Source organism: Dechloromonas denitrificans (assembly GCF_001551835.1).
Lineage (GTDB): Bacteria > Pseudomonadota > Gammaproteobacteria > Burkholderiales > Rhodocyclaceae > Azonexus > Azonexus denitrificans.
The window spans coordinates 679,444-699,470 of the sequence record NZ_LODL01000035.1 but is presented as its reverse complement, the minus strand read 5'-3'; the positions used below and the strand labels follow the sequence as shown (position 1 = coordinate 699,470).

Here is a 20,027-nt window from a genome sequence, read left to right as displayed (position 1 = left end):
ATCAGTGATTAAGGATGCCCGGGGCGCGCACCGGCGTCTTGCGCGGGAAGAGCTTTTCCAGCCAGACCGCGAAGGCCGGCAGCGCCGTCATCGCCATCACCATGTTGACCATGAACATGAAGGCGAGCAGCTTGCCCATGTCGGCCTGGAACTTGAGGTCCGAGAAAGCCCAGGTGGCGACGCCGATGGCCAGCGTGATGGCGGTGAAGATGGTCGCCGTGCCGACTTCGAGGATCGAATGTTCGAGCGCCTTGACGATGTTCTCGCCATGCGCCATGTGCATCTGCAGGCGGTTGTAGATGTAGAAGGCGTAATCGACGCCGATGCCGACGGCGAGCACCATCACCGGCAGGGTGGCGACGGTCAGGCCGATCTGCAGTTCCTTCATGAACCAGTAGCCGATGAAGGTGCCGACGGTCAACGGCAGGCAGCAGGCCAAAACCGCCCGGAAATCGCGGTACACCAGCGCAACCAGGATGACGATGGCGGCATAGACGTAGAGCATCATCGGCCATTCGCTGTGTTCGACTTCGTCATTGACCGCCGCCAGCACGCCGGCGTTGCCGGAGGCGAGTCGGATGGTGACCCCGTCCAGCTTGTTTTCGGCGCGGAAGGTCTTGACCTGGTCGATGACGCGATTGATCGTCGTCGCCTTGTGGTCGGTCAGGAACAGGTGCACCGCCGTCATGCTGCAATCCTTCTTCATGTAGCCGCGCATGCGGCCGACCTCGGTACTCAGCGCCGCGTAGTTGCCCGGGTCGATCGGAATCGCCCCCATCTTCGGGTTGCCTTCGTTGTAGCCCTCGTTGTAGGTCCGCAACTGGCCGGCGTAGGAGCTGGCCGAAAGCACGCCCTCGGTGTGCTGCAGATCCCAGACGAACTTGTCCTGGTAGATACCGAGCGCGACGTTCTCGCAGGAATCCGGCGCCGCCTCGAAAACCACGGTCAGCCAGTCGAGGCCGGTGTCGTAGGCTTCGGAGATGGCCACCGCATCGCGGTTGAAGCGGGCCTCGGGGCGCAATTCCGGCGCCCCCGGCTGCAGCGTGCCGATCACCCGGTCGCTGCTCTGCCAGACGGCGACACCGAAAATGGCGGTGGTCAGCGCAATGACGACCAGCGCATTTTTCGGCTCGGCGACGCGGGCCAGCGAGCGCAGCCAACGCGCCCGCTTCTCGCGCTTGAGCATCGCCTTGTCGGCATAGGCCTTGGTGAAGGTGAAATAGGAGGCGGCGATCGGCAGCATTGCCAGGTTGGTGGTGATCTTGAAGAAGACGCCGAGCGAGGCGGTGATCGCCAGTTCGCGCACCATCGGGATCGGAATCAGGATCAGCGTAATGAAGGACACGAAAGCGGTGACCAGGGCCAGCACGCCGGGAATCAGCAGGCCGGAAAAGCTGGCCCGGGCGGCCTCTTCAGTGGTCTTGCCGTGCGACAGTTCGCGGACGATGAAGTTGATCTGCTGCACGCCGTGCGAGACGCCGATCGCGAAGACCAGGAAAGGTACCAGCACGGCCAGCGGATCGAGGCCGAAGCCGAGCAGGCGCAGGGCGCCGAACTGCCAGACCAGCGAGGTGAAGGAACAGAGCACCGGCAGCAGCGTGAAGCGCAGCGAGTGGCAGTACCAGTACACGGCAGCGGCGGTCAGCAACAGCGCGACGGCGCAGAATTCGAGCACCGCCGAGGCGCCGTTGGCGATGTCGCCGATCTGCTTGGCGAAGCCGATGATCTGGATCTCGAAATCGGCGTCCTCGTACTTGCCGCGCAGTTCTTCAAGTAGCTTGTCGTAGGCGACGTAGTCGATCTTGTTGCCGTCCTTGTCCACCTCGGCCAGTTCGGCGACGATCATCGCACTGGTCTGGTCGCGCGAGACCAGCGTCCCGACAAAGCCGCCCTGGCTGGCCGAACGCTGGATGCCGGCGATGATTTCCGGATTGAGCTGCTCAGGCATCACCGTCCCCGGGATCAACGGATCGGCGCGAAAGCCCTCCTCGGTGATCTCATTGACGAAGCTGTTCGGCGTCCATAGCGATTGCACGCCCAGGCGGTCGACGCCGGGCAGGTAGATGACGGCCTGGGTTACGGCGTACAGGCGCTGCAGGCCGGCCTGCGTCCACACCGTGCCGTTCTTCGCCTTGACGACGACATTCAGTCGATTGGCGCCGAGTACGTCGTTGCGGTATTTCTGGAAGGTCTCGATGTACTCGTGGCCGGTCGGCATCTGCTTTTCAAAACCGGCTTCCATCCGCAACTGCAATGCGAAGTAGCCCATGCCGACGGTGAACACGGCAAGCCAGATCAAAAATGGCGTGCGGAAGCGAAAGCAGAAATTCTCCAGCCCCTTGAGGGCCCGGGTCAGGTACTGGTCTACATCATTGACGCTGAATAAATTAAGCATGGTCAGCTGTTCCGTGGGGGTAAGGCCTGTTGTTATTTAGCTTTTTGGGAAGGCGATCAACGACCGCCCTCCCCTCACAGCATCAGAAATTGCGCGAAACGTAAGCACCGAAGAAATCGCGGTCGGCGTAGGGCTGGTCGAAGACGCGCGAGCCGCCCCAGAACTTGGCGTAATTGACGCCGAGCTGCCAGTTGGCCGGGTTCTGGATGAAATTGACCATGAAGTTGGCCGACTTCGCCCCTTCCATGAACAGCGCCGAGGAATTCGGCGTCCGCCCGCTGACCGCGTGGAAGAAGTAGATTTCCGGAATGACCTGCCAGCCGGGAATCAGGCTGCCGTCGTACACCCAGCTGAAGTCGAGGTTGTAGCCGGCCGACAACTTGTCGCCGACCGCCTCGGCCGTGCCGCCGAGGTCGAATTCCTGGCCCCAGCCCCAGACGCCGGCCGCAATCGGCTCGCCGTTGTAGAACTTTTTTAGTTTCGGATAGTAGGTGGCAACGCCTTCGATCATCAGCGTGGCGGTCGAGGCGTTGCCGAGCAGCTTCAGGATGCCGCCGTAGTCACCCGGCGTCATGCTGAGCAGGCCGGTCAGGTGCCACTGGAACTTCTTCTCATCCACCCAGCAGCGCCCGCCGTTGGCCGCACAGCCGTCGGCATTCGGGTTGAGCGAAACGGCATCCTTCGGCCGGTAGGACAGTTCGGTACCGACCGCCCAGTCGCCGAGCGGCATGTTGGCGGAAATGCCGTACAGGCGGCGATCCTCGGCGAAGACCCATTCCGGCCCGTTGGCGAAGCTCAGTTGCGGCACCTTGTCGTGGTAGGCCATCGCGTAAACCCCGAGATTGAGCTGGGTGCCGGACGGCTGCCAGCGCAGCGCCGCGCCGTACTGGCCCTGATCCTTGGCGTCGCGCTTGGGGATGCCGTAGGCGGTATCGCCCTTGCCCAGGCCGTTGAGCTGCGACCAGTAGCTGCCGGTCGGCGGGAAATAGCTGTCGTCCCATTTGGCCTGGTAGTAGGCCTCGACGTTGAAGCCGTTGCCCAGCCCGGTGGCGAAGCTGACGATCGGCGCCGGCAGGAAGACTTCCTTCAACTGCGTGCCCGGCTGCGACAGCCGCATGATGTCGAGCGAATTGGTCTGGTTGATACCGCCGGGCAGGAACATGCTCTCGCCCCAGCTGATCACCTGGTTACCGGCGCGGACCCGAGCCCGCTGTTCGCCGAGCGAAAACTCCTTGCTGACCCAGAGGTCGAGCAGACGGGTCTTGAACGCCAGATCGTCGCGGGCGGCGTCCGACTGCGAGGCGGAATAGCCGTTCGGGCCGGTCGCCGCGCTGACGAAATCGGTCGTCCGCGTTGCCGAGAAGTCGCGCAGCCAGCTGAAGCGGCCCATGAATTTCCAGTCGTCGGGCATCTTGAGCAACAGCTCGTGGGTGCCTTTCAGATAGGTCGTGAAGGCGTCGCCCTTCTTGTAGTTGATGTTGCCCTGGTCGCCGACCCCGGCCGTCGTCGTGCAGCCGGTCGGCGCGCCGCTGCCGCTTGCCCCGGCGGCGACGAGGTTGCAGGATGGGTCCTGGCCGCGCACGCCGACGCCGAAGCTGACCGTCGAATCGAAACTGCCCGAAATGCTCTCGGTCTCGAAAGTGAAGGCGGCCGCGCTCCCCGCGTAGCCGATCAGTGCCGCCAGAATGGTTTTCTTGAATACCTTGGTCATGGATTTACCCTCCGTGTTTTTCTATGGCAGCCGGATCAACGTTCGCTGATCGCGCGCAGGTTTTCGGAGGTGTAGAAACCTTCCTTCAGCTTCGGATCGCTGGCTTCGACGAACCAGCGCATGTCCTTGCCGCCGCCGAGCGAGCTCTGGTCGACCAGGTAGCGGTTGTCGATCAGGTTGTGCTGAACGAAGGCCGGGTTGTCGCAGCTGCCCGTCTCATAGACCGGGATGACGAAGCCTTCGCGAACCTTCCACAGCTTGCCCTGGGCGTCGTAATCCTCGGCCACGACAATCGCCCAGCTGTCTTCGTCGATGTAGAAGGTGCGCTTCGGTGCGACGTGGCGAACGCCCGGCTTGACGGTCGCTTCGACGACCCAGACGCGGTGCGTTTCATAGCGGCGGTTGGCGCTGCTCAGGCCTTCGTTCTTGGCGACATCATTGAAACCGACCTTGGGGTCGTACATGCCGAAAGCGTTGTAGCCGACGATCAGTTCCTTCTTGCCGACCAGCTTCCAGTCGAAACGCTCAATGGTGCCGTTGAACATGCGCGGCTCGTCCATCGTGTACTGGTTCTCGAAGCCGATCTGCGGCGCGTCGTAGGCGTAGGTCGGCATGCGGCGCACGCGGCGCTGACCCGGGAAGTAGTAGAAGACCTCGTTGGTCTTGTCGAGGAAGTTGGTAATCGCCAGCGACTGGCCGGCCAGCGCCGTCGGCGACTTGTAGGAGAAGAAGGTGAAATACTCGACCGGCGGCAGCGACGACAACTGGGTCGAACCCTTCTTGCCCCACGGGAAGAAATAGGTCTGGGTCGAAGTCGCATCGATCCATTCGCTCCCCCCCTGGCGCGGCGACAGCGCGGTGTGCAAGGTCGGGAACTCGAAGCCGACGCCGGCATACTTCATCTTGGCGTTCCACATCACCTCGGTGCCGCTCTTCGGAATCGGGAAGGGCACGCCCGGCACGGTCGCCTCTTTCAGGCTCCAGCCATCGGGGCCGAGCTTGGCGCTGGTCGCATTCTTCTTGGTGTTTTCGACGACGAAATCGGGGTTGCCGCAAGTCCGGCGCGACGGATAGACCTCCATCTTGTAGCCCTTGCTCTGCTTCAGTAGCTGGATCTGGCCCGGCGACAGCTTCTCGGCGTACTTGTCGACATTGCCGGCATCGATCGAGTAGAGCGCCTTGTCGTCATGGTGCTTCCAGAACTCGGCGCGGCTCTTGCCGTAGCTCCAGCCGGCATTCGGTGCTTCGGTCCCGGCCCAGGCCGGAATCGAGCCATCCTTGTTGGCACCCTTTTCGGCGCCGACCGGGGTCAGCTCCTTGCCCAGCTTGGCCGCTTCGGCATCGGTTGCAGCATACGCCCCGCCGCTGACTGCGAAGGCGGCAGCCAGGACCACGCCCACTTTACGCATCTGAATCATTTGAACCTCCTTGTTGGGTGAAGGGAACGACCTCTCGCCGAACCCGAACTGCCTATTGGTGACTTGAGTGTAGAAATCGGCGGCCGCTGCCCGTTATCAAAAATCGGCAAGTTTTCTTGATTTGGATCACGGAACCAGCGTCAGATCTGTGTCAGGAAACGCGCTTGTCATTTCCGGTATCGTCCTTGGCCGCCGGCGCCGCACGCCGGGCCATCGGCCAGAACTGGAAATAGCCGGCAAAGGCCACCATCGCCGGAAAGCTCACGGCCAGCATGGCCGAGGCCAGCCACAGTTCCAGCGGATAGCCGGGGCCGCCCGAAGGCAGCGCAAAGCGCCCGACCGCCACCAGCTGGTAGATGAACAGCATCAGCATGGCCAGGCCGCCGCCGAGCAGGCAGAGCAGCAGCCCGCGCCACGGCTGCGGCAGGCGAAGGCTGGGCATGCCCTCGAACATGACGAGGATGATGAAGAAGCCGAAATTCAGCGTGACGCAGACACGGACCATGAAGAGCACGATGTCCATCGCCAGCAGCTCGACGCAATAGCCCCACAACGCCAGCGTGACGCCGGCGACCAGCACGCTGGCCAGCAGGCCGCTCAGCGGTTGCCGGGCGAGTGCCGGATAACGCCCGGCCAGGACGCTGATCGGCCAGAAATCGAAAAGCACCAGGGCGAGCATCGGTACCACCGCCGCGATACTGAGCACCAGCGGCTGCCAGGCCATGAAAAGGCCCTGCGGATCGAGGTCGACCGCATAAAACGGGGCGTCGGCCATGAAATCGAAGTTGAAGAGCAGCCGGAACAGCAGGTAGGCCAGGCCATAGGCGCTGACGATCAAGGCGGCCCCGAGGCTGCCCGGCGACCGGCAGAAACGGCTGCACGGCCAGGCCTGCAGCGGAATGACCAGAAACAGCATGACCGGCACGGCGAAGATCAGGTACATGTTGACGAACGGCGTCGGCGGCGCGCTGCCGCCGCCGACCACGGCCCAGGCCACATAGCCGATCGCCCCGCCGAGCAGGCCATTGAGCAGCATGAAGCCGAGGCCCCGCCACGGCTGCGGCAGATTGGCGATGAATTTCGGATAGGCGCTCTGCCAGACCAGGCTGATCACGATCTGCGTCGGCACCATCGCAACCAGGCCCAGCGTCGCCCAGCCGATCAGGAAATCCGGCGCCAGCGCCGCCGACAGCGCGAGCGCGCCGACGATCACCACGCCGGCGGCAAGCCCGCCGGTGCGCAAGGAAACCGCATCATTGTTTGACATTTTTTTAACCCTCTCCAGACGTGCGCCGCCCGAACCGCTCCAGGCCGCGCCGGCAGATTCACGAATATGTTTGTAATTTGCCTATAAAAACGGCGGCGCCCCGCCCCCGGGTTCGCCGCCGGCGGCTCAGGCTCAATCGGCTTTTTTGCCCGCTGCCATCTGCTCCAGCAACTTGACGCGCATCCCGGGAATATCCTCGGGAATCGAGGCTCGGTAGTTTTTGACATCCACCGCCGTGTACCGCCGGAAGTCGGCCGGCGTGCTCTGCCGCCCGATATTGAGCAACACCCAGTTCAGCAACTCCGCCGTTTCACCGTCGCTGAGCGGCGTATTCAACGTGCCCGGCACCTGCGACAGGTAGGCCCGGCCGCCGGGCACGGCCAGGAAATGGCCGACCTCGTCGCGCATGCTGGGGATGCCGTTGTCCGGCGAACCGCTGCCGTCGGCCTGGTGGCAGCCCATGCAGTGCAGGCGGTAGTTCTTTTTCGCGGCGTCGGCCCGGGCCGGGCCGCTGATCGCGCAGGCCAGGGCGAGCAGGAGCAGGCCACGGCCAAGGATGTTCGGGGCGCGCATCTTCTCTCCTTACTCGGACTTGGGCTCGGATTCGGCCCGCCAGGCCCGTAGATCCTTGGCCGTCGGCTTCTTCTCGCGCAACTGGGTGAAGGTCTCGGCGCTCAGCGGCTGGTGGCCGGGCGGCAGTTCGGCAGTGTTGAAGGTGGTCAGCACGTGATTGACGACGGCGGCCAGTTCGGCATCGGAAAGCTGCTGCCAGGAGGGCATGACGCCGGTGTAGGTGACGCCCTTCGAGACCAGCTTGCCGGCCAGCCCGCTGAGCACGACGCCCGGCACGTACTGGCGGCCAGCCGGCGTCGCCAGCCGCTTGCCGAGCGTGCCCTGCAGCGGCGGCGCCAGGCCGAGCGCGCCGCCGCCATCCGGCTGATGGCAGGCGGCGCAGTGGGCATCGTAGATCGCCTTGCCGTCCTCGGCCAAGGCGACTCCTGCGGTGAACGGCAGAAAAAGGGCAAAAACCGCGCGTCGCATCATGACTGCCCCTCTTCCAGGCCGACAATGACCGACACCGTGCAATGGTAGAGGCTGCTCTGGTTGGCCATGCACCAGTTGATGTCGTTATGGACACCGAGCCGGTAGCCGGCCCGCTCGCGGATATTGGTGTTGCAGCCGCAGCGGCCGCAGGTCGTCCGGCCGCAGCAGTCGTTGTAGCTGACCAAATAGTCGCGGCCGTCGGCCGGGTTGTGGCAGGTCCCGACCCAGGACACGGCCGACGGCGTCGTGCCCGGCGGGCAGGTCGTCATCGTGCCGCCGCAGCAGGAACAGAGAAAGCCATCGACGCTGCAGTAACGCCAGTAATCGCAATCGGTATCGGTCGGTTCCTTCTTCGGCGCCGGCTTGCCGGCTGCCTGCACGGTGCGGTCGAAGGGCAGCACCGGCACCACGAAGGCGCTGGCGACCAGTACCTTGCTGACGCCGACCAGGAAGCCGCGCCGCCCGGAGCGCTGGGCGACGCCGCGCGTACTGCGCTCGGCCAGGCTGTCGAACAGTTTGAGGAAATTCATGGTTCAGCCCTTTCCGAGGATGGCGGGCACCGCCAGGCTGCGGTCGAGATGTTCCTGCACCGAGGCGACGCCGTGTTCGAAGGCGCTCAACAGGCTTTCGACCTGCTCACGGGAATTGACCAGGCCCTTGGCGCGGACGGCGCCGGCCGCGTCGAGCAGCACGCAGTAAGGCAGCTTAGAAATCTTGTAGGTCATGCCCAGTGGCTGCGACAGCACGTAGGGGAAATCGGCCAGCTGGTACTTGGCGTAAAAAGCGGCATGTTCGCTGCGTTCACCGTCGGAGGCGAGCACGACATCCAGCCACTGCCCTTCGCGGGCCTGGACCGAGCGAATGATCGGCAGCAGCTTCTTGCACACTGGGCAGGTCGGCGACAGGAAGAAGATCAGCGTGCTTTTCGTCATGCCGGCGCCCAGGGTCAGGGCGCGGCCTTCCCAGGTCGTCACTTCGACCGGCGGTGCCAGTTCGCCGACCTTCGGCCCGTGGTCCATCATCAGCGCCCCCATCGGCGCGACGCGCTCGTAGAGAATGCCGATCTGGCGGGACAGCGCGATGACGCAGACGCCCAGGGCAATGACCAGCAGCCACAGGGCAACGATAGAAATCAGCATGGGATCGATCATGAGTGGATCTCCTTCAAAAACGGTTGATTGGCCAACAACTGGTTGGCGCAGGCATAGAGGGCGAGCAGCGCGAGGGCGATGGCGGCGACGCTGAAATAATCGAAGGCGGCGAGCGGGCGGGCCGCTTCATCGCCGGCAGCGAGGGCAATGGCCGCGGCGAGCACCGCGTTGCGGGCAACCAGGCCCCACGAGATGCGCTGGCCGCTGCCACCACAACCGCATTCGATGCGGTCGAGGCCACGGCGCAGGCTGATCGCCACCCCGCCGGTTGCCACCGCCATGACGCCGAGGCCGAGCAAAGCGGCCCAGAACTGGAGCGGCTCGACGACGAGGCCGAGGCCGGCCAGCAATTCGGCCAGCGCGAAGCCCCAGGCAAAGGGCAGCACCGTTGGCGCCGGCAGCAGGCGATAGTTCTCGACGGCGTAGCGGAACAGTTCGATATCGCGCAGCTTGGTCAGCGCGCCGAGGATCAGGATGATGCTCAGGGCGGCGCTGACGCCGTGCAGGATGACCGGGTCGAAAATGAACTGACTGGCCTGCATCTCAGTTCACCTCCATGAACATCGGCGTTTCGCCGATGCCGGCGATGTCGCGCAGTACCGGGTAGCCCGGCGCCACCCGGCGCACCTGCACCTTGCCGTCGTGGCTCAGGCCATAGAGCAGCGGCTCGGCACCCTGGCTGACGGCGACCGAAATCGACTGGTTGGAGGCAATCCGGGCGAGGCGCTTGCGGCTTTGCAGGTCGACGGCCCAGATTTCCTTCGACGGGTTCTTGTGCGTCCCTTCCGCCCCCTTGTCGTGCATATTGACGAAGAAGGTGCCGCTGGCGCGATGCAGCGCACTGATCTGCAGGCCGCCTGGCCGCCAGTTGCGCTTGCGGTCGGCCTGGTCGAGCAGCGACCAGGGCGCCTCGAAGTGCGGCGTTTCGCCGGCCAGGCCGACCTTGTACACATTGCCGTTGTAGGAAACGAAGTAGCGTTCGTCGCCAACGATTTCCGGATGGATGAAGATCGGGTCCTTGTCCGGATCGAAGAACGGTGCGCTGCGCTCGCGCGACTTGGCCTGCCCGGCCTCGTCCAGCGTCACCGTCAACAAGGTGCCGTCGCCGCAAATCGCCGAGAAACGATAGCCCTGCTGCCAGGCCTGAATCGACCAGCAACCGGGTGTCTGGACCTCGGCGACGAACTTGCCGGCCACCAGATCGACAATGCCTACCGAGGTGGCGGGCGTCGCGTTCTGGATGTAAAGGAAGCGGCCGTCGGCACTGGTCGCCAGCATGCCGCGATAGGAAATGCTCTGCGCCCGCCGTGGCGGAATATCGATCTCGCCCTTCAGCACCAGCGTCTGCGTGTCGTGGATTTCGACGACATCGGTCCGTTGACCGCGGGAAAGGCGTGGGTAATAGGTGGTGACCTGATACAGGCTGCGGCCATCCTTCGACGGCAGCATCAGCGAACCGAAACCGGTGCCGATCATGCCCAGAAAACGGCCGCTCTTGCCGTCCAGCACGTGTGTCCGGCCATCCACCATGTGGCCGAAGGCGGGGTCGACCACGTACAGCCGGTTGCCGTCAGCCGGCGCCAGCCGCTCGACCTTGATTTCTTCTTCGGGTAACGGCGGGGGCCGTCTGGGTTCGCCAATCGCCATGCCCGATGCCAAACCTGCCAGCACCAGCAAAGCGATCAGTTTTTTCTTTTTCTGCATCTTCTGACCTCGCTCGACTCTGTTGAGAATGCGAGTTCAGTATCTTGGAAAGCCTCCTTTGAGGCGTATCAAGAATTGGCAAAAAAACTACGCCGTTCAGGCGTTGAGGCAGCGCTCCCGCGTCTGCGACGGCAGTTCGCCGAACAGGCGGCGATAGTCCTGGGCCAGTTGCGACAAATGCCAGAAACCCCAGCGCGCCGCGACGTCGCCGATCGACTCGCGGCCCGGCGCACAGGCCTTCAGGGCGCGCCGGAAACCGTTCAGGCGGATGGCTTTCAGGTAATGCTGCGGCGAAATGCCGAACACTTCCTGAATGGCGTTCTGCAGGGTGCGCCGCGTCACACCGACCTCGTCGCAGATATCGGTGATGCTCAGCGCCGACTCCGGGTTGGCGTCGAGAAAAGCGCGCACCCGGCGGGTGACCCGCTCCCGATTCGGGCACACCGAGCGCGCCTGGTTGCCCTGCCCGGCGCTGACCGTTTCGCTGATCAGCGCATAGAACTCTTCGGCCAGCTGCTTCTGGTTGGAGGGGATGAACAGACGCTCCGGCGATTCCTGGCTGGTTTCGAAGGCGCGCAGCAGAAAATCGGCCAGCGCCTCGGAATAGGTCGAATCGATCGTTTTCGAACTGCGCAGCAGGTCGAGTTCGAGTTCGCGATGGTCGATCGTCGAATCGTCGAGATTGGCGCACAGTTCCTGCGGCGTGAACACGGCTGCGACCAGGTCGAAGCTCTCCGGCGTCCGGATTTCGAACTCGGTTTTCGGGTCGAGCAAGGCCGCCGAGCGATGCCGCATGATCTCGCCGCAATGGTAGCCATGCTCGGCGAGGCTCATCACCGAGCCGATGGCGAAGACCCCATCGGGCGTGCAGCCCTTTTGCAGCAACACGCGATTGCTGGTTTCACGCAACAGGGTAAAGGCCGGCAACTGGATTTCGTGCAGCGAGCCGTCGAAACGCCCCGCCGAAAGTTGATCGTAGCGTTGGCCCCAGCGTTCGTAGATCAGTGCCGAGGCCTGCAGATCGACGTCGGCATTCTGCCGGGTACGGCGATGGACGGCGCCGTGACCCACTACGGATTCCATCACCATGTTCATTTGCCGCCCCCGTGAATTTCGTTTAATGCAACTATTAACATATTAGTGAATCAACGGGAACCGTCAATAGCGTTTCCCGATAAATTCGCTGTGCCAATGAATATTCCTGAAAAGCAAAAATTCGGCCCAAGCCGCCAGGCGGGCCGAAAAAACCCGAACGGGATCAGGGCGGGATCGACAAGCGACTGACGAACAAGGTTTTTTTCAAAATCGGGCGGAGACGAGGCAGGAATGAAACACCGGCGGTCAACTGTCGCCAAGGCACCAAAACGGGGAGCATCACCCAGCCGCGGGGCGCGGCGGTCAGCAAAAAAAGGCCGCGATTTACGCGGCCATCAAACCACCCGTGTGACGGAGTGGCGGAGAGGTGATCGGAATCAGTTGGCGAAGCTGCCGTCGTGCCGCAGGATCGACAGCTCGACAAGACTGGAGCCGGCGTGGCGGCGATTGCCGTAATCGACGATGAAATCGCCGAGATCGAATTTGTGCAGCCCGCCCAGCGCACTGACCAGTCCGGCACGGGTCGGTTCCTTGCCGGCCCGGCGCAGCCCCTCGATCAGCACGCGGCCGGCGATGTAGCCTTCGATCAAGGCGTGATGGATGTCGGCCGGATTGGCGCTGGCAGCGAGCGCCGCCCGGTACTGGCGAACGATGGCGTACTTGGTGTTCCACGGCGAGGGCACGACCTGGCTCATGACGATGCCGCCGACCCCGCTCTTCAGCTCGCTGCGCAATAGTGCCGGGCTGAGCACCGAGAGGCCAAAGATCGACGGCCGCTGGCCGCCCTGGCCGAGGCCCTTGAGCAGGACTGCCGATACCTTGCCGGTGGTGCCGAGCACGATCGCCATCGGCTGGCTGCGCCCGATTTCAGCGAGGGCCGGGGCGACGTCGATCGCCTGCGGGTCGACGCTGGCAATGGCGACCGGTGCCAGGCGCTGGCGGTGCATCGCCTCCTCGAAGCTGCGCCGCGCCGCGCGGCCGAAGGGATCGTCCTGATAGACCAGCGCGATCCGGTTAATGCCCAGCGTCGCCTGGTGCTCGACGATCCGATCCATCTCGTCGCCGTAGCTGGCGCGCAGGAAGAACAGATTGGCCGCCGGCTTCTCGCGCAGCGCGTCGGACCCGGTCAGCGGCGCGATCAGAGGCACCCCGACCTTCTCGGCCAGCGCCTGGCCGGCGATCGTAGCGCCGGTGCCGGCATAGCCGAATAGCGCAAATACCTGCCGCTCCTCGATCAGCTGCCGGGTATTGCTTTCGGCACGTTGCGGATCGTAGGCATCGTCGAGGGTCTGCAGGTCGAGCTGGCGGCCGTGGATACCGCCCTTGCGGTTGCTCTCGGCGATCGCCAGCGCAACACCCTTGGCATACTGCCGGCCGACTTCGGCCATCGGCCCGCTCAACACGACCGACTGGCCGAGCACGATCGCGTTCGGCGTCACGCCCGGCACCGACTGCGTCGCCGATGCGGCCAGGGCACCGGCGAGCAGGCCGAGACCGGCCAGCCAGCGGAAAATGGCTTTCTTCATTGCTGTCTCCTTGCGTGGCATTTTTTTATGTCGCTGCCACTGCAAAAAATCGCCCCACCGGCGGTCAACCGCCAGCGGGGCCTGGTTTCCGAGGGCTTCGGTTCAGACGCGCTTGAACAGCGGGCTGCGTACCTGCTGCGCATCGGCGGCCGAGAAGAATTTCTCGGTATAGATGTCGCGCTCGAACAGTCGGCCCTGCATCAGGGCGGTGATGCAGGCTTCGATCATGATCGGCGGGCCGCACAGGTAGGCCTTGTTGCCGCGGAAATCGTTGTCGAAATGAGCCTTCGCCGCTTCATGAACAAAGCCGCGGAAACCTTCCCAGCCGCTGTCGGCCGGCTCATCGTTGAGGGCCGGCACGTAGGTGAAGTGCGGATACTGCGCGGCCAGATCGAGGAATTCCTGGTGGTAGTACAGCTCGCCCTGGTTGCGGGCGCCATAGACCAGCGTGATCGGCAGTTCGCTGCCCGTTTCGAGCAGTTCGAGAATCATCGAGCGCGGGCTGGACAGGCCGGAACCGCCGGCCATGAATAGCGACGGCACGTTGGCCGACTTGTGCACGAAGAAACGGCCATAGGGACCGGACACCGTGATCTGGTCGCCGACCTTCAGTTCGTTGTGGATCCAGGTCGTGCCAACGCCGCCGGGGACGATGCGGATGTTCAGTTCGATCTCGTTGCCGGCCGACGGTGCATTGGCCAGCGAAAAGGCGCGGTGGCCCATGTCGTTCGGCAGGTACAGGTTGATGTACTGGCCGGCCTGGAAGTCGAGCACCTCGTCGTTCGGAAGCTTGAGCCAGATGCCCTTGATAGTCGGCGTCAGGTTCTCGATGCGGCTGACCGTGCCGTGGAAATCCTTGACCGGGATATCGCGCGCGTCCTCGTCGATTTCCATCTCGACTTCGATCACCGTATCGGATTCCAGCGTCGCGCAGCAGGCCAGGGTCTGCCCTTCCTCGCGCTCGTAGTCCATCAGCGCGAAGCTCGACGCATTCTGGTGATCGACTTCGCCGTCGGTGATGCACACCTTGCAGGTGGCGCAGTAGCCCTGACCGCAGGCATGCGGCAGGTAGATACCGGCGCGCAGCGCGGCGTCGAGGATGGTCTGGCCTTCTTCGACTTCGATGCTGCGGCCGAGCGGCTCGATGGTCAGTTCGTAGCTCATGTTCTTGTCTCTCCGTGGGGAATGCTTAGCCGGTCACCCCCACCAGCGGGGTGACCGGCAGGCCATCAGTAGCCGGTACCGGCAATACCGTCCAGGCCCGGCGTCCGGAAACGGATCAGGTCCTTGTGGCCGATGCCGTTCTCTTTCAGGCTCTTGTTGCGATCCGGCGTGAAGGGCGTGTTGCCGTTCTGCCAGACGACCGTGTTCCAGTCGATCTGCTTCCAGTCCGGGTGGTAGCTGAAGCACTCGGTCATGTACTGGTCGATGATCACCGAGAACGGCGTTTCCGGCGGCAGGGCCAGCACGAAGGGACGCGAGAACATGCGGTGACGTTCCCAGTTCACGTAGAGCAACTGGCGGCCCTTGTAGTTCTCGACCGCGTCGCGCGACTTGAACTCGTAGGGAGCAAGGGTTTTCAACATCGTCATGGCTGTCTCCTTAGTTCTTGGTGGCTTGTTCGCGCCAGGCGGCAAAGTTCTTCTGGTCCTCGGAGCCGTTGAAGTCGCCGAGGGCGCGCTTGTCGAGCTTCCAGTAGTCGAGCATGTTCTGGCCCGGCTTGAAGTCGGCAGCATTGACGTCGGTGCCTTCCGGTTCACAGTTGCCCTGCAGCACCTGGTGCGAGGAGATGAAGGTCTGGATGTACTTCTCCGGCTCGTTGTCGAAGATTTCCTTGCAGTGATCCGAACAGGTATGGAACTTCTCGCCCTGGTAGATCGACTCGCGGAAACACATTTCCATCGGATCGCCCGGCTCGTTGAACTTCATGGTGCTGACGCAGACCTGGCAGTTCATCGGCGCCGTCTTGTTGTCGAAGCGGTTGCCGGCCTTTTCCTGGGCGTCGAGATGCTCAAGCACCGGACGGTAGTACTTGTCGAAGGTGTTCGGGTACTTCTCGGACAGCCAGTCCATTTCGTCCGGCGTCGGGATCCAGGTGTGGAAAGGCGTCGCCTGCGGCTTCATGTAGAAACCGATCCACGACTGGTGGGTGACGTGTTCCTTTTCCTCGATGGTCTGACCGAAGCACTTCGGGATGGTGATGCCGTAACGGGCGAGGTCCTTGAACAGCGCGCCGCCGTTTTCCTCGACGTACATTTCCCAGGCTTCCTTGAAGCTCATGATGCGCTTGGGGAGCATGTAATCCATCATCATGCCGACCGAGGCGAGCTTGCGCGTACCGCGCCAGGTCCATTTGTCGATCCAGCGCTGGACGATGGGCAGGTTGTCCGGGTCCTGCTCGAGCATGAACTTTATGCATTCGAGGCCGAGCGTCATGTGGCGCGCTTCGTCGGACTGGGCCGAGAAGCCGACGGTCATCGCCGCCATGTCGCCGTTGTAGGCGGCACCGGAGATGAAGGGCACGAACAGGATGTTGGTCAGCACGTATTCGAAGGCGAAGCCGATGGCGACCATGAATTCGAAGGGGCCGGCGGTGATCGCATCGTCGAAGAAGGACTTGCCGTCCGACAGGTACCACATGCGGGATTGTTGATGGGCAAACTCGTCCATCCCGTTGTAGTACTTGTTGTAGTTGGAGATCGAGTGGATCTGGGTCTGGAAGTGGCGGTATTCATCCACGGCCTGCATCTGGCAAGCGACGCGCGGACCGGCGCCGTTCATCTGGCGGCCCATCATCGAGAAACCACGGGCGGCCATCAGCTCCAGCGGCGGCGTCGAACCGAGGAAGAGCTTGAGGACGTTGATGTAGCGGGCATCGGTGACCGACAGGTGGCCGTTGTTCTGGTTGAAGCCGTCGAGGATGGCGTACAGCTTGCGCTCCTTCTCCGACTGATACTTCCAGTAGGCGTCCATGGTCAGGCGGAACGGATCTTCCCACTTGTCCCAGTCGTGAATCTTGATGCCTTCGTAGGTGGTCTGCGGAAAGACCTTGTCCATCGGCTGGTAGGTCGTATCCCAGGCCAGATCCCGGGTCATCAGGGCGTAGCGCTCTTTGAGGCCGAGCTTCTTGGCAACTTTCATATCCATGGTGTTCTCTCCTTGGCGGCCGGAATCAGGAATTCCAGGTCAGGGTAAATTCGTCGTCGGTTTCGTCCAGATTGCCGGAGATGGTGATCAGGTGCAGTTGCAGTTCCTGCAGGTCGAACTCGCGACCCATCTTTTCGGTGACCGTCTCGCGCTTGATGACCAGGCGGTTGGGGACGTCGATCTTCACCATCGACGGCTGGTCATCGACCATCGCCCCCGGGTTGTCGTCGAGGATGGCCTCGATGATGCAGCGGGAGTCGTCGTTCTTCTGGAATGCGATAAATGCGTTGGACATGCGGCTTCCTTTACAGGGCGATCCCGGCCTTGGCGGCGCGGGCATTCAGGTTCTGGACGACTTCTTCCATGACGGCATCGGCTTCGCTGCCGAAGGCCAGGGCGGCGATCGGCTGCACCGCCTTGATCGCCCGCGCGCGCCAGTGCTTGATCCACACCGCGAGTTGTTCCTTGTTGTCGGCGTTGTCGGCGGCGGTCGTCTTCAGGATGGAGTCCAGCCACTTGGTGGTTTCGCCGAACCATTCGCGCTGGAAGCGGGTCAGCATCGAGAACACCGGGCTGTAGGCGGCGTTCAGCTTGTCGTTGAAGCGCTCGTAGATCAGCGGATAGAGCAGGCCTTCGAGGGCGAAGTCCTGGGCGACCAGGACCTGGAACCAATCCTTCTCGACCATCAGGTCTTCGACGTAGCGGCGCATTTCCTGCCACTCGGCCCCTTCGAGCCAGGCCGTCTTGGCGGTAGCCAGCGCGTCGAGGTCATTGAAGGCCATGCCGAGCCGGGTCACGTACTGGGCGACGCCCAGCTGATCCATGCTGGCGTAGCAGGCGGCCTGCGAAATGGCGATGCCGTAGCCGTAGGAAGAGACGTAGGCCTTGTTCAGGTTCGAGGCCCAGGCAACGTGGCGCAGCGGCAGGAAAACCTGCAGGGCTTCTTCCTTGCCGGCGGCCGGATAGGCGGCGGCGAGACCGAGTTCATCGACCAGATCGAAGTCGCCTTCGGCGATTTCCTGCATCTTGCCGCGCGCCAGCGTCCAGGCACCGTAGTAGTACTGGCGCGGGTCCTTCAGCGCATACCAGTCCTTCATCGTGATACTGGTGCGGGTCGTATCGAAGATGTCGTACTGCGGTTCCCAGGTCGGGCGATAGTGATAGTTTTCAACCGGCTGCAGGTCCATCGTCGCTTCCATGTAGCGCGAAGCCGGCTTGTCGGCGCCCATGCGGCGCGCCAGGTGGCCAAAGGTCTGGCGCAGCGGTGTAATGCTGACCGTCCGCAAATCTATTGCCATGCTTGTCTCCTCAAATAAACAGATGCGCTGCGGTCGACCGCAGCTAAAAGCCAAAAACCCTTAGCGGAAGCGCTGATGCGTTGCCTGGTGCAGGTTCCATTGAAAATCGGCATCGGCCGCGTCGGCATCGACTGGGGCAGCTTTCGCCGCAGTCAGCACTTCGACGTGATTGGCCGCGCAAAACTCTTCGAAGGCGGCCTTGGGCATGACCAGCTCGACCGCGACATCCGGGTCGCCAACGGCGAACTCGAATTCGATCAGGCCGTTGGGCAGGGTGCGCATGACGCGCACGAACTTGCGCGTGATGTCGAAATTGCTGCTTGCCATGTCGTCTCGCTCCTCTTTTTTGTCCGCCTCGAAAGCGGCTCTCTGATGAGGCACATTAAACCATTTACTAAGATGTTAATGAATGGACGTTTGGGGAAATGACTTGTACTTTTCGTAACCCGGTCGATCGTCGACCAGCGGCAAGCCCACGGTCGTATACTGGTCGTTGCTCAGGATTCGTCCTGAATCGCCCCGCGCACCAGTCGCGCCATTTCCGCTCCCTGATATCCATTGCCCGTGATCCATCTGCCACCATCCACCTCCCTGCCCCGGCCCGCCCTTCGATGAGCGCCAAGGACTCCCGCCGTTTCCTGGCCCAGGAACTTGCCGCCGCAGCCGCGGCCTACCAGGCTGCCGCCGTCATCCCGCATTGCGCCGAATGCGCCAAGCCCTGTTGCCGACTCGATGCACTCGTCCTCGAACTGGAATGGAAGCAGGTCAAAACGCTCTGGCATCTCGGCGAATCGCGCCCCGCCTTCGACAAGCAGCTCGCCGCGGGCAAAGGCCCGGAGGAAATCCGGGCCGGCAACGGGCTTTACTACATCCATAGCAAGCCCTGCCCCGCCTATGACGATGCGTGTGGCTCGTGCAAGATCTACGGCCAGGAACTCAAGCCGCAGGGGTGCTCGGACTTCCCGGTATACGAGGATCAGGGCAGCGTGATCGCCGACCTGCGCTGCGAAGCCGTGGACCTCAAGGCACTGGTTGCCTGGATGGCCCGCGCGCTCGGCCCGGAGTTTCGCGTCATTCAGTCTGCCGACGAGGAGTTCCCTTTCATGGTCACGCTGTCGGTGAAGCGGGCAGGCGGCCGGCGTAAACCTAGCCGTCGGACTGTCACTCCGGCGTAATCGGGAAACCACCGGCGCTTCAAATCCTCGAAGACCGGTGACGCTTTCGATGCTGGCCATTGGCAAACCCATTGGCTAAACAGCTGCTTTGACAAATCGACCTAAATTCGGCCCATCTCCAATCACTTTGTGCGCTAGCGCACGGTGGCATGTGATCCCCACTGCTAATTTGGAAGCCCGATCGAGGTTTGCGAAGGAGAGAATCATGGACAACATGAATGAATCGCGCCGCGCTGTTTTCCGGGCCGCTCTGGCCACTGGCTGCGTGCTATGCGTACCGGCAGCCTTCGCTGCAGATAGCACGACGAAAAGCACGAAACCCGCGCCAGGAGATGCTCCCGCTCAGGCAAAAAAGACGCCACAGGCTACCGTGCAATACCAACCCAAACCCAAGGGTGAGCAAAAATGCGCCCTATGCACGCACTTCATTTCTGAATCGAACACCTGCAAAGTGGTCGAAGGGAAGATCAGTCCAGAGGGCTGGTGCACCTTGTGGGCCAAGAAAGGCTGACGCGCGGTCTAGCCATTCTTGAATTGCAGGTCGGCGCTTCCTCGCGCCGAATAGAAGGCGAAATAGTTAGACTGGCCGAAAGAGGAGACTTCATGCTGACTCCCGGTCGCTGCCAGTGCGGCAATATTTCGTTCATTCTCGAATGGCTGCCAGATCCCATTGCGATACCCGCGCGCGCTTGCTCATGCTCTTTCTGCGCCACCCACGCCGGCGTCTGGACATCCTGCCCATCCGGCAAGCTGCAGGTGCGAATCCGGAATCCCGCGCAGGTCCGCAAACACAGTTTCGCCACGGAAACGGCCCAATTTCATGTTTGCGAGGGCTGTGGCGATGTTCCTCTGGTGACCAGCCAGATCGAGGGCCAAACTTTTGCCGTCGTCAACACCCATGCACTCCAGGGGATTGCCCCGGCACTACTCAAGCATCAGTCAACCAGCTTCGATGGGGAAAGCGCCGAGGCCAGAATGGCCAGGCGTCGTCAGCACTGGATTGCCGAGGTCCTTATTAGCGAAGACCCGCTTTGAACCGTGAGTCGACCGGGGCAAGCCACTGCTGCGGTACACACCCCAAATTAAGCAAAAACCA

21 protein-coding genes are annotated in these 20,027 nt (G+C 62.7%); 3 read left to right on the top strand and 18 right to left on the bottom strand.

Annotated elements, in window-relative coordinates; all coding sequences use genetic code 11:
• Window position 1: 1 nt before the first annotated feature.
• The 18 genes from AT959_RS18165 to AT959_RS18080 form a co-directional block, all read right to left on the bottom strand.
• Window positions 2–2,395 carry an efflux RND transporter permease subunit gene (locus AT959_RS18165; RefSeq protein WP_066886279.1) on the bottom strand — a complete coding sequence of 798 codons (2,394 nt, stop codon included), beginning with the start codon at window positions 2,393–2,395 and terminating at the stop codon, window positions 2–4.
• Between the two features lie 82 nt (window positions 2,396–2,477).
• Window positions 2,478–4,106 carry a DUF1302 domain-containing protein gene (locus tag AT959_RS18160; protein WP_066886276.1) on the bottom strand — a complete coding sequence of 543 codons (1,629 nt, stop codon included), beginning with the start codon at window positions 4,104–4,106 and terminating at the stop codon, window positions 2,478–2,480.
• Window positions 4,107–4,141: 35 nt separating this feature from the next.
• Window positions 4,142–5,524, bottom strand: a complete 1,383-nt coding sequence (locus tag AT959_RS18155) for a DUF1329 domain-containing protein (protein ID WP_083518479.1) — start codon at window positions 5,522–5,524, stop codon at window positions 4,142–4,144.
• Between the two features lie 151 nt (window positions 5,525–5,675).
• Entirely contained in the window at window positions 5,676–6,791 is a 1,116-nt protein-coding gene (locus AT959_RS18150) for a hypothetical protein (RefSeq protein ID WP_066886274.1), read from the bottom strand.
• A gap of 132 nt (window positions 6,792–6,923) precedes the next feature.
• Window positions 6,924–7,364, bottom strand: coding sequence for a cytochrome c family protein (locus AT959_RS18145; protein WP_066886271.1), 441 nt, complete (start codon window positions 7,362–7,364; stop codon window positions 6,924–6,926).
• A 9-nt stretch (window positions 7,365–7,373) separates the two neighbouring features.
• Complete coding sequence (locus tag AT959_RS18140; protein WP_066886268.1) at window positions 7,374–7,835, bottom strand: c-type cytochrome; 462 nt, start codon at window positions 7,833–7,835, stop codon at window positions 7,374–7,376.
• Complete coding sequence (locus tag AT959_RS18135; RefSeq protein ID WP_066886265.1) at window positions 7,832–8,365, bottom strand: methylamine dehydrogenase light chain; 534 nt, start codon at window positions 8,363–8,365, stop codon at window positions 7,832–7,834. Before AT959_RS18135 ends, AT959_RS18140 begins: the two co-directional genes overlap by 4 nt.
• A 3-nt stretch (window positions 8,366–8,368) precedes the next feature.
• Complete coding sequence (gene mauD / locus AT959_RS18130) at window positions 8,369–8,986, bottom strand: methylamine dehydrogenase accessory protein MauD (RefSeq protein ID WP_066886262.1); 618 nt, start codon at window positions 8,984–8,986, stop codon at window positions 8,369–8,371.
• A complete protein-coding gene (locus tag AT959_RS18125) occupies window positions 8,983–9,528 on the bottom strand; it encodes a MauE/DoxX family redox-associated membrane protein (RefSeq protein WP_066886259.1) in 546 nt (181 codons plus the stop codon). The genes mauD and AT959_RS18125 overlap by 4 nt, the downstream gene beginning before the upstream one ends.
• A 1-nt stretch (window position 9,529) precedes the next feature.
• Entirely contained in the window at window positions 9,530–10,690 is a 1,161-nt protein-coding gene (locus AT959_RS18120) for an amine dehydrogenase large subunit (protein WP_066886256.1), read from the bottom strand.
• Window positions 10,691–10,786: 96 nt separating this feature from the next.
• On the bottom strand, window positions 10,787–11,785 hold the full coding sequence (locus AT959_RS18115) for a helix-turn-helix domain-containing protein (protein ID WP_083518478.1): 999 nt from the start codon (window positions 11,783–11,785) through the stop codon (window positions 10,787–10,789).
• 377 nt (window positions 11,786–12,162) lie between these two features.
• On the bottom strand, window positions 12,163–13,311 hold the full coding sequence (locus tag AT959_RS18110; protein WP_066886248.1) for an ABC transporter substrate-binding protein: 1,149 nt from the start codon (window positions 13,309–13,311) through the stop codon (window positions 12,163–12,165).
• A 102-nt stretch (window positions 13,312–13,413) separates the two neighbouring features.
• Window positions 13,414–14,475 (bottom strand): NADH:ubiquinone reductase (Na(+)-transporting) subunit F, encoded by a 1,062-nt coding sequence (locus AT959_RS18105; protein ID WP_066886245.1) that lies wholly within the window; start codon window positions 14,473–14,475, stop codon window positions 13,414–13,416.
• A gap of 65 nt (window positions 14,476–14,540) precedes the next feature.
• A complete protein-coding gene (locus AT959_RS18100) occupies window positions 14,541–14,903 on the bottom strand; it encodes a phenol hydroxylase subunit P4 (protein ID WP_066886243.1) in 363 nt (120 codons plus the stop codon).
• Between the two features lie 10 nt (window positions 14,904–14,913).
• Window positions 14,914–16,458, bottom strand: coding sequence for a YHS domain-containing protein (locus AT959_RS18095; protein ID WP_066886240.1), 1,545 nt, complete (start codon window positions 16,456–16,458; stop codon window positions 14,914–14,916).
• Between the two features lie 25 nt (window positions 16,459–16,483).
• Window positions 16,484–16,753, bottom strand: a complete 270-nt coding sequence (locus tag AT959_RS18090) for an MmoB/DmpM family protein (protein WP_066886238.1) — start codon at window positions 16,751–16,753, stop codon at window positions 16,484–16,486.
• A 10-nt stretch (window positions 16,754–16,763) separates the two neighbouring features.
• The gene (locus AT959_RS18085) at window positions 16,764–17,756 is read right to left on the bottom strand and encodes a ferritin family protein (protein ID WP_066886236.1); all 993 of its coding nucleotides are present in this window, start codon (window positions 17,754–17,756) and stop codon (window positions 16,764–16,766) included.
• 60 nt (window positions 17,757–17,816) lie between these two features.
• Window positions 17,817–18,083 carry a phenol hydroxylase subunit gene (locus tag AT959_RS18080; protein ID WP_066886233.1) on the bottom strand — a complete coding sequence of 89 codons (267 nt, stop codon included), beginning with the start codon at window positions 18,081–18,083 and terminating at the stop codon, window positions 17,817–17,819.
• 284 nt (window positions 18,084–18,367) lie between these two features.
• Between AT959_RS18080 and AT959_RS18075 the strand changes: the two genes are divergently transcribed.
• From AT959_RS18075 to AT959_RS18070, 3 genes are all read left to right on the top strand, one after another.
• Window positions 18,368–18,931, top strand: a complete 564-nt coding sequence (locus tag AT959_RS18075; protein ID WP_066886230.1) for a YkgJ family cysteine cluster protein — start codon at window positions 18,368–18,370, stop codon at window positions 18,929–18,931.
• 205 nt (window positions 18,932–19,136) lie between these two features.
• Complete coding sequence (locus AT959_RS20720) at window positions 19,137–19,442, top strand: high-potential iron-sulfur protein (RefSeq protein WP_083518476.1); 306 nt, start codon at window positions 19,137–19,139, stop codon at window positions 19,440–19,442.
• 92 nt (window positions 19,443–19,534) lie between these two features.
• On the top strand, window positions 19,535–19,966 hold the full coding sequence (locus AT959_RS18070) for a GFA family protein (protein WP_066886227.1): 432 nt from the start codon (window positions 19,535–19,537) through the stop codon (window positions 19,964–19,966).
• The last annotated feature ends 61 nt before the right edge of the window (window positions 19,967–20,027 follow it).

Coding starts and splice junctions, on each gene's coding strand:
- AT959_RS18165 (WP_066886279.1), bottom strand. CDS start 2,395: ATGCTTAATTTATTCAGCGTCAATGATGTAGACCAGTACCTGACCCGG.
- AT959_RS18160 (WP_066886276.1), bottom strand. CDS start 4,106: ATGACCAAGGTATTCAAGAAAACCATTCTGGCGGCACTGATCGGCTAC.
- AT959_RS18155 (WP_083518479.1), bottom strand. CDS start 5,524: ATGATTCAGATGCGTAAAGTGGGCGTGGTCCTGGCTGCCGCCTTCGCA.
- AT959_RS18150 (WP_066886274.1), bottom strand. CDS start 6,791: ATGTCAAACAATGATGCGGTTTCCTTGCGCACCGGCGGGCTTGCCGCC.
- AT959_RS18145 (WP_066886271.1), bottom strand. CDS start 7,364: ATGCGCGCCCCGAACATCCTTGGCCGTGGCCTGCTCCTGCTCGCCCTG.
- AT959_RS18140 (WP_066886268.1), bottom strand. CDS start 7,835: ATGATGCGACGCGCGGTTTTTGCCCTTTTTCTGCCGTTCACCGCAGGA.
- AT959_RS18135 (WP_066886265.1), bottom strand. CDS start 8,365: ATGAATTTCCTCAAACTGTTCGACAGCCTGGCCGAGCGCAGTACGCGC.
- mauD (WP_066886262.1), bottom strand. CDS start 8,986: ATGATCGATCCCATGCTGATTTCTATCGTTGCCCTGTGGCTGCTGGTC.
- AT959_RS18125 (WP_066886259.1), bottom strand. CDS start 9,528: ATGCAGGCCAGTCAGTTCATTTTCGACCCGGTCATCCTGCACGGCGTC.
- AT959_RS18120 (WP_066886256.1), bottom strand. CDS start 10,690: ATGCAGAAAAAGAAAAAACTGATCGCTTTGCTGGTGCTGGCAGGTTTG.
- AT959_RS18115 (WP_083518478.1), bottom strand. CDS start 11,785: ATGAACATGGTGATGGAATCCGTAGTGGGTCACGGCGCCGTCCATCGC.
- AT959_RS18110 (WP_066886248.1), bottom strand. CDS start 13,311: ATGAAGAAAGCCATTTTCCGCTGGCTGGCCGGTCTCGGCCTGCTCGCC.
- AT959_RS18105 (WP_066886245.1), bottom strand. CDS start 14,475: ATGAGCTACGAACTGACCATCGAGCCGCTCGGCCGCAGCATCGAAGTC.
- AT959_RS18100 (WP_066886243.1), bottom strand. CDS start 14,903: ATGACGATGTTGAAAACCCTTGCTCCCTACGAGTTCAAGTCGCGCGAC.
- AT959_RS18095 (WP_066886240.1), bottom strand. CDS start 16,458: ATGGATATGAAAGTTGCCAAGAAGCTCGGCCTCAAAGAGCGCTACGCC.
- AT959_RS18090 (WP_066886238.1), bottom strand. CDS start 16,753: ATGTCCAACGCATTTATCGCATTCCAGAAGAACGACGACTCCCGCTGC.
- AT959_RS18085 (WP_066886236.1), bottom strand. CDS start 17,756: ATGGCAATAGATTTGCGGACGGTCAGCATTACACCGCTGCGCCAGACC.
- AT959_RS18080 (WP_066886233.1), bottom strand. CDS start 18,083: ATGGCAAGCAGCAATTTCGACATCACGCGCAAGTTCGTGCGCGTCATG.
- AT959_RS18075 (WP_066886230.1), top strand. CDS start 18,368: ATGAGCGCCAAGGACTCCCGCCGTTTCCTGGCCCAGGAACTTGCCGCC.
- AT959_RS20720 (WP_083518476.1), top strand. CDS start 19,137: ATGGACAACATGAATGAATCGCGCCGCGCTGTTTTCCGGGCCGCTCTG.
- AT959_RS18070 (WP_066886227.1), top strand. CDS start 19,535: ATGCTGACTCCCGGTCGCTGCCAGTGCGGCAATATTTCGTTCATTCTC.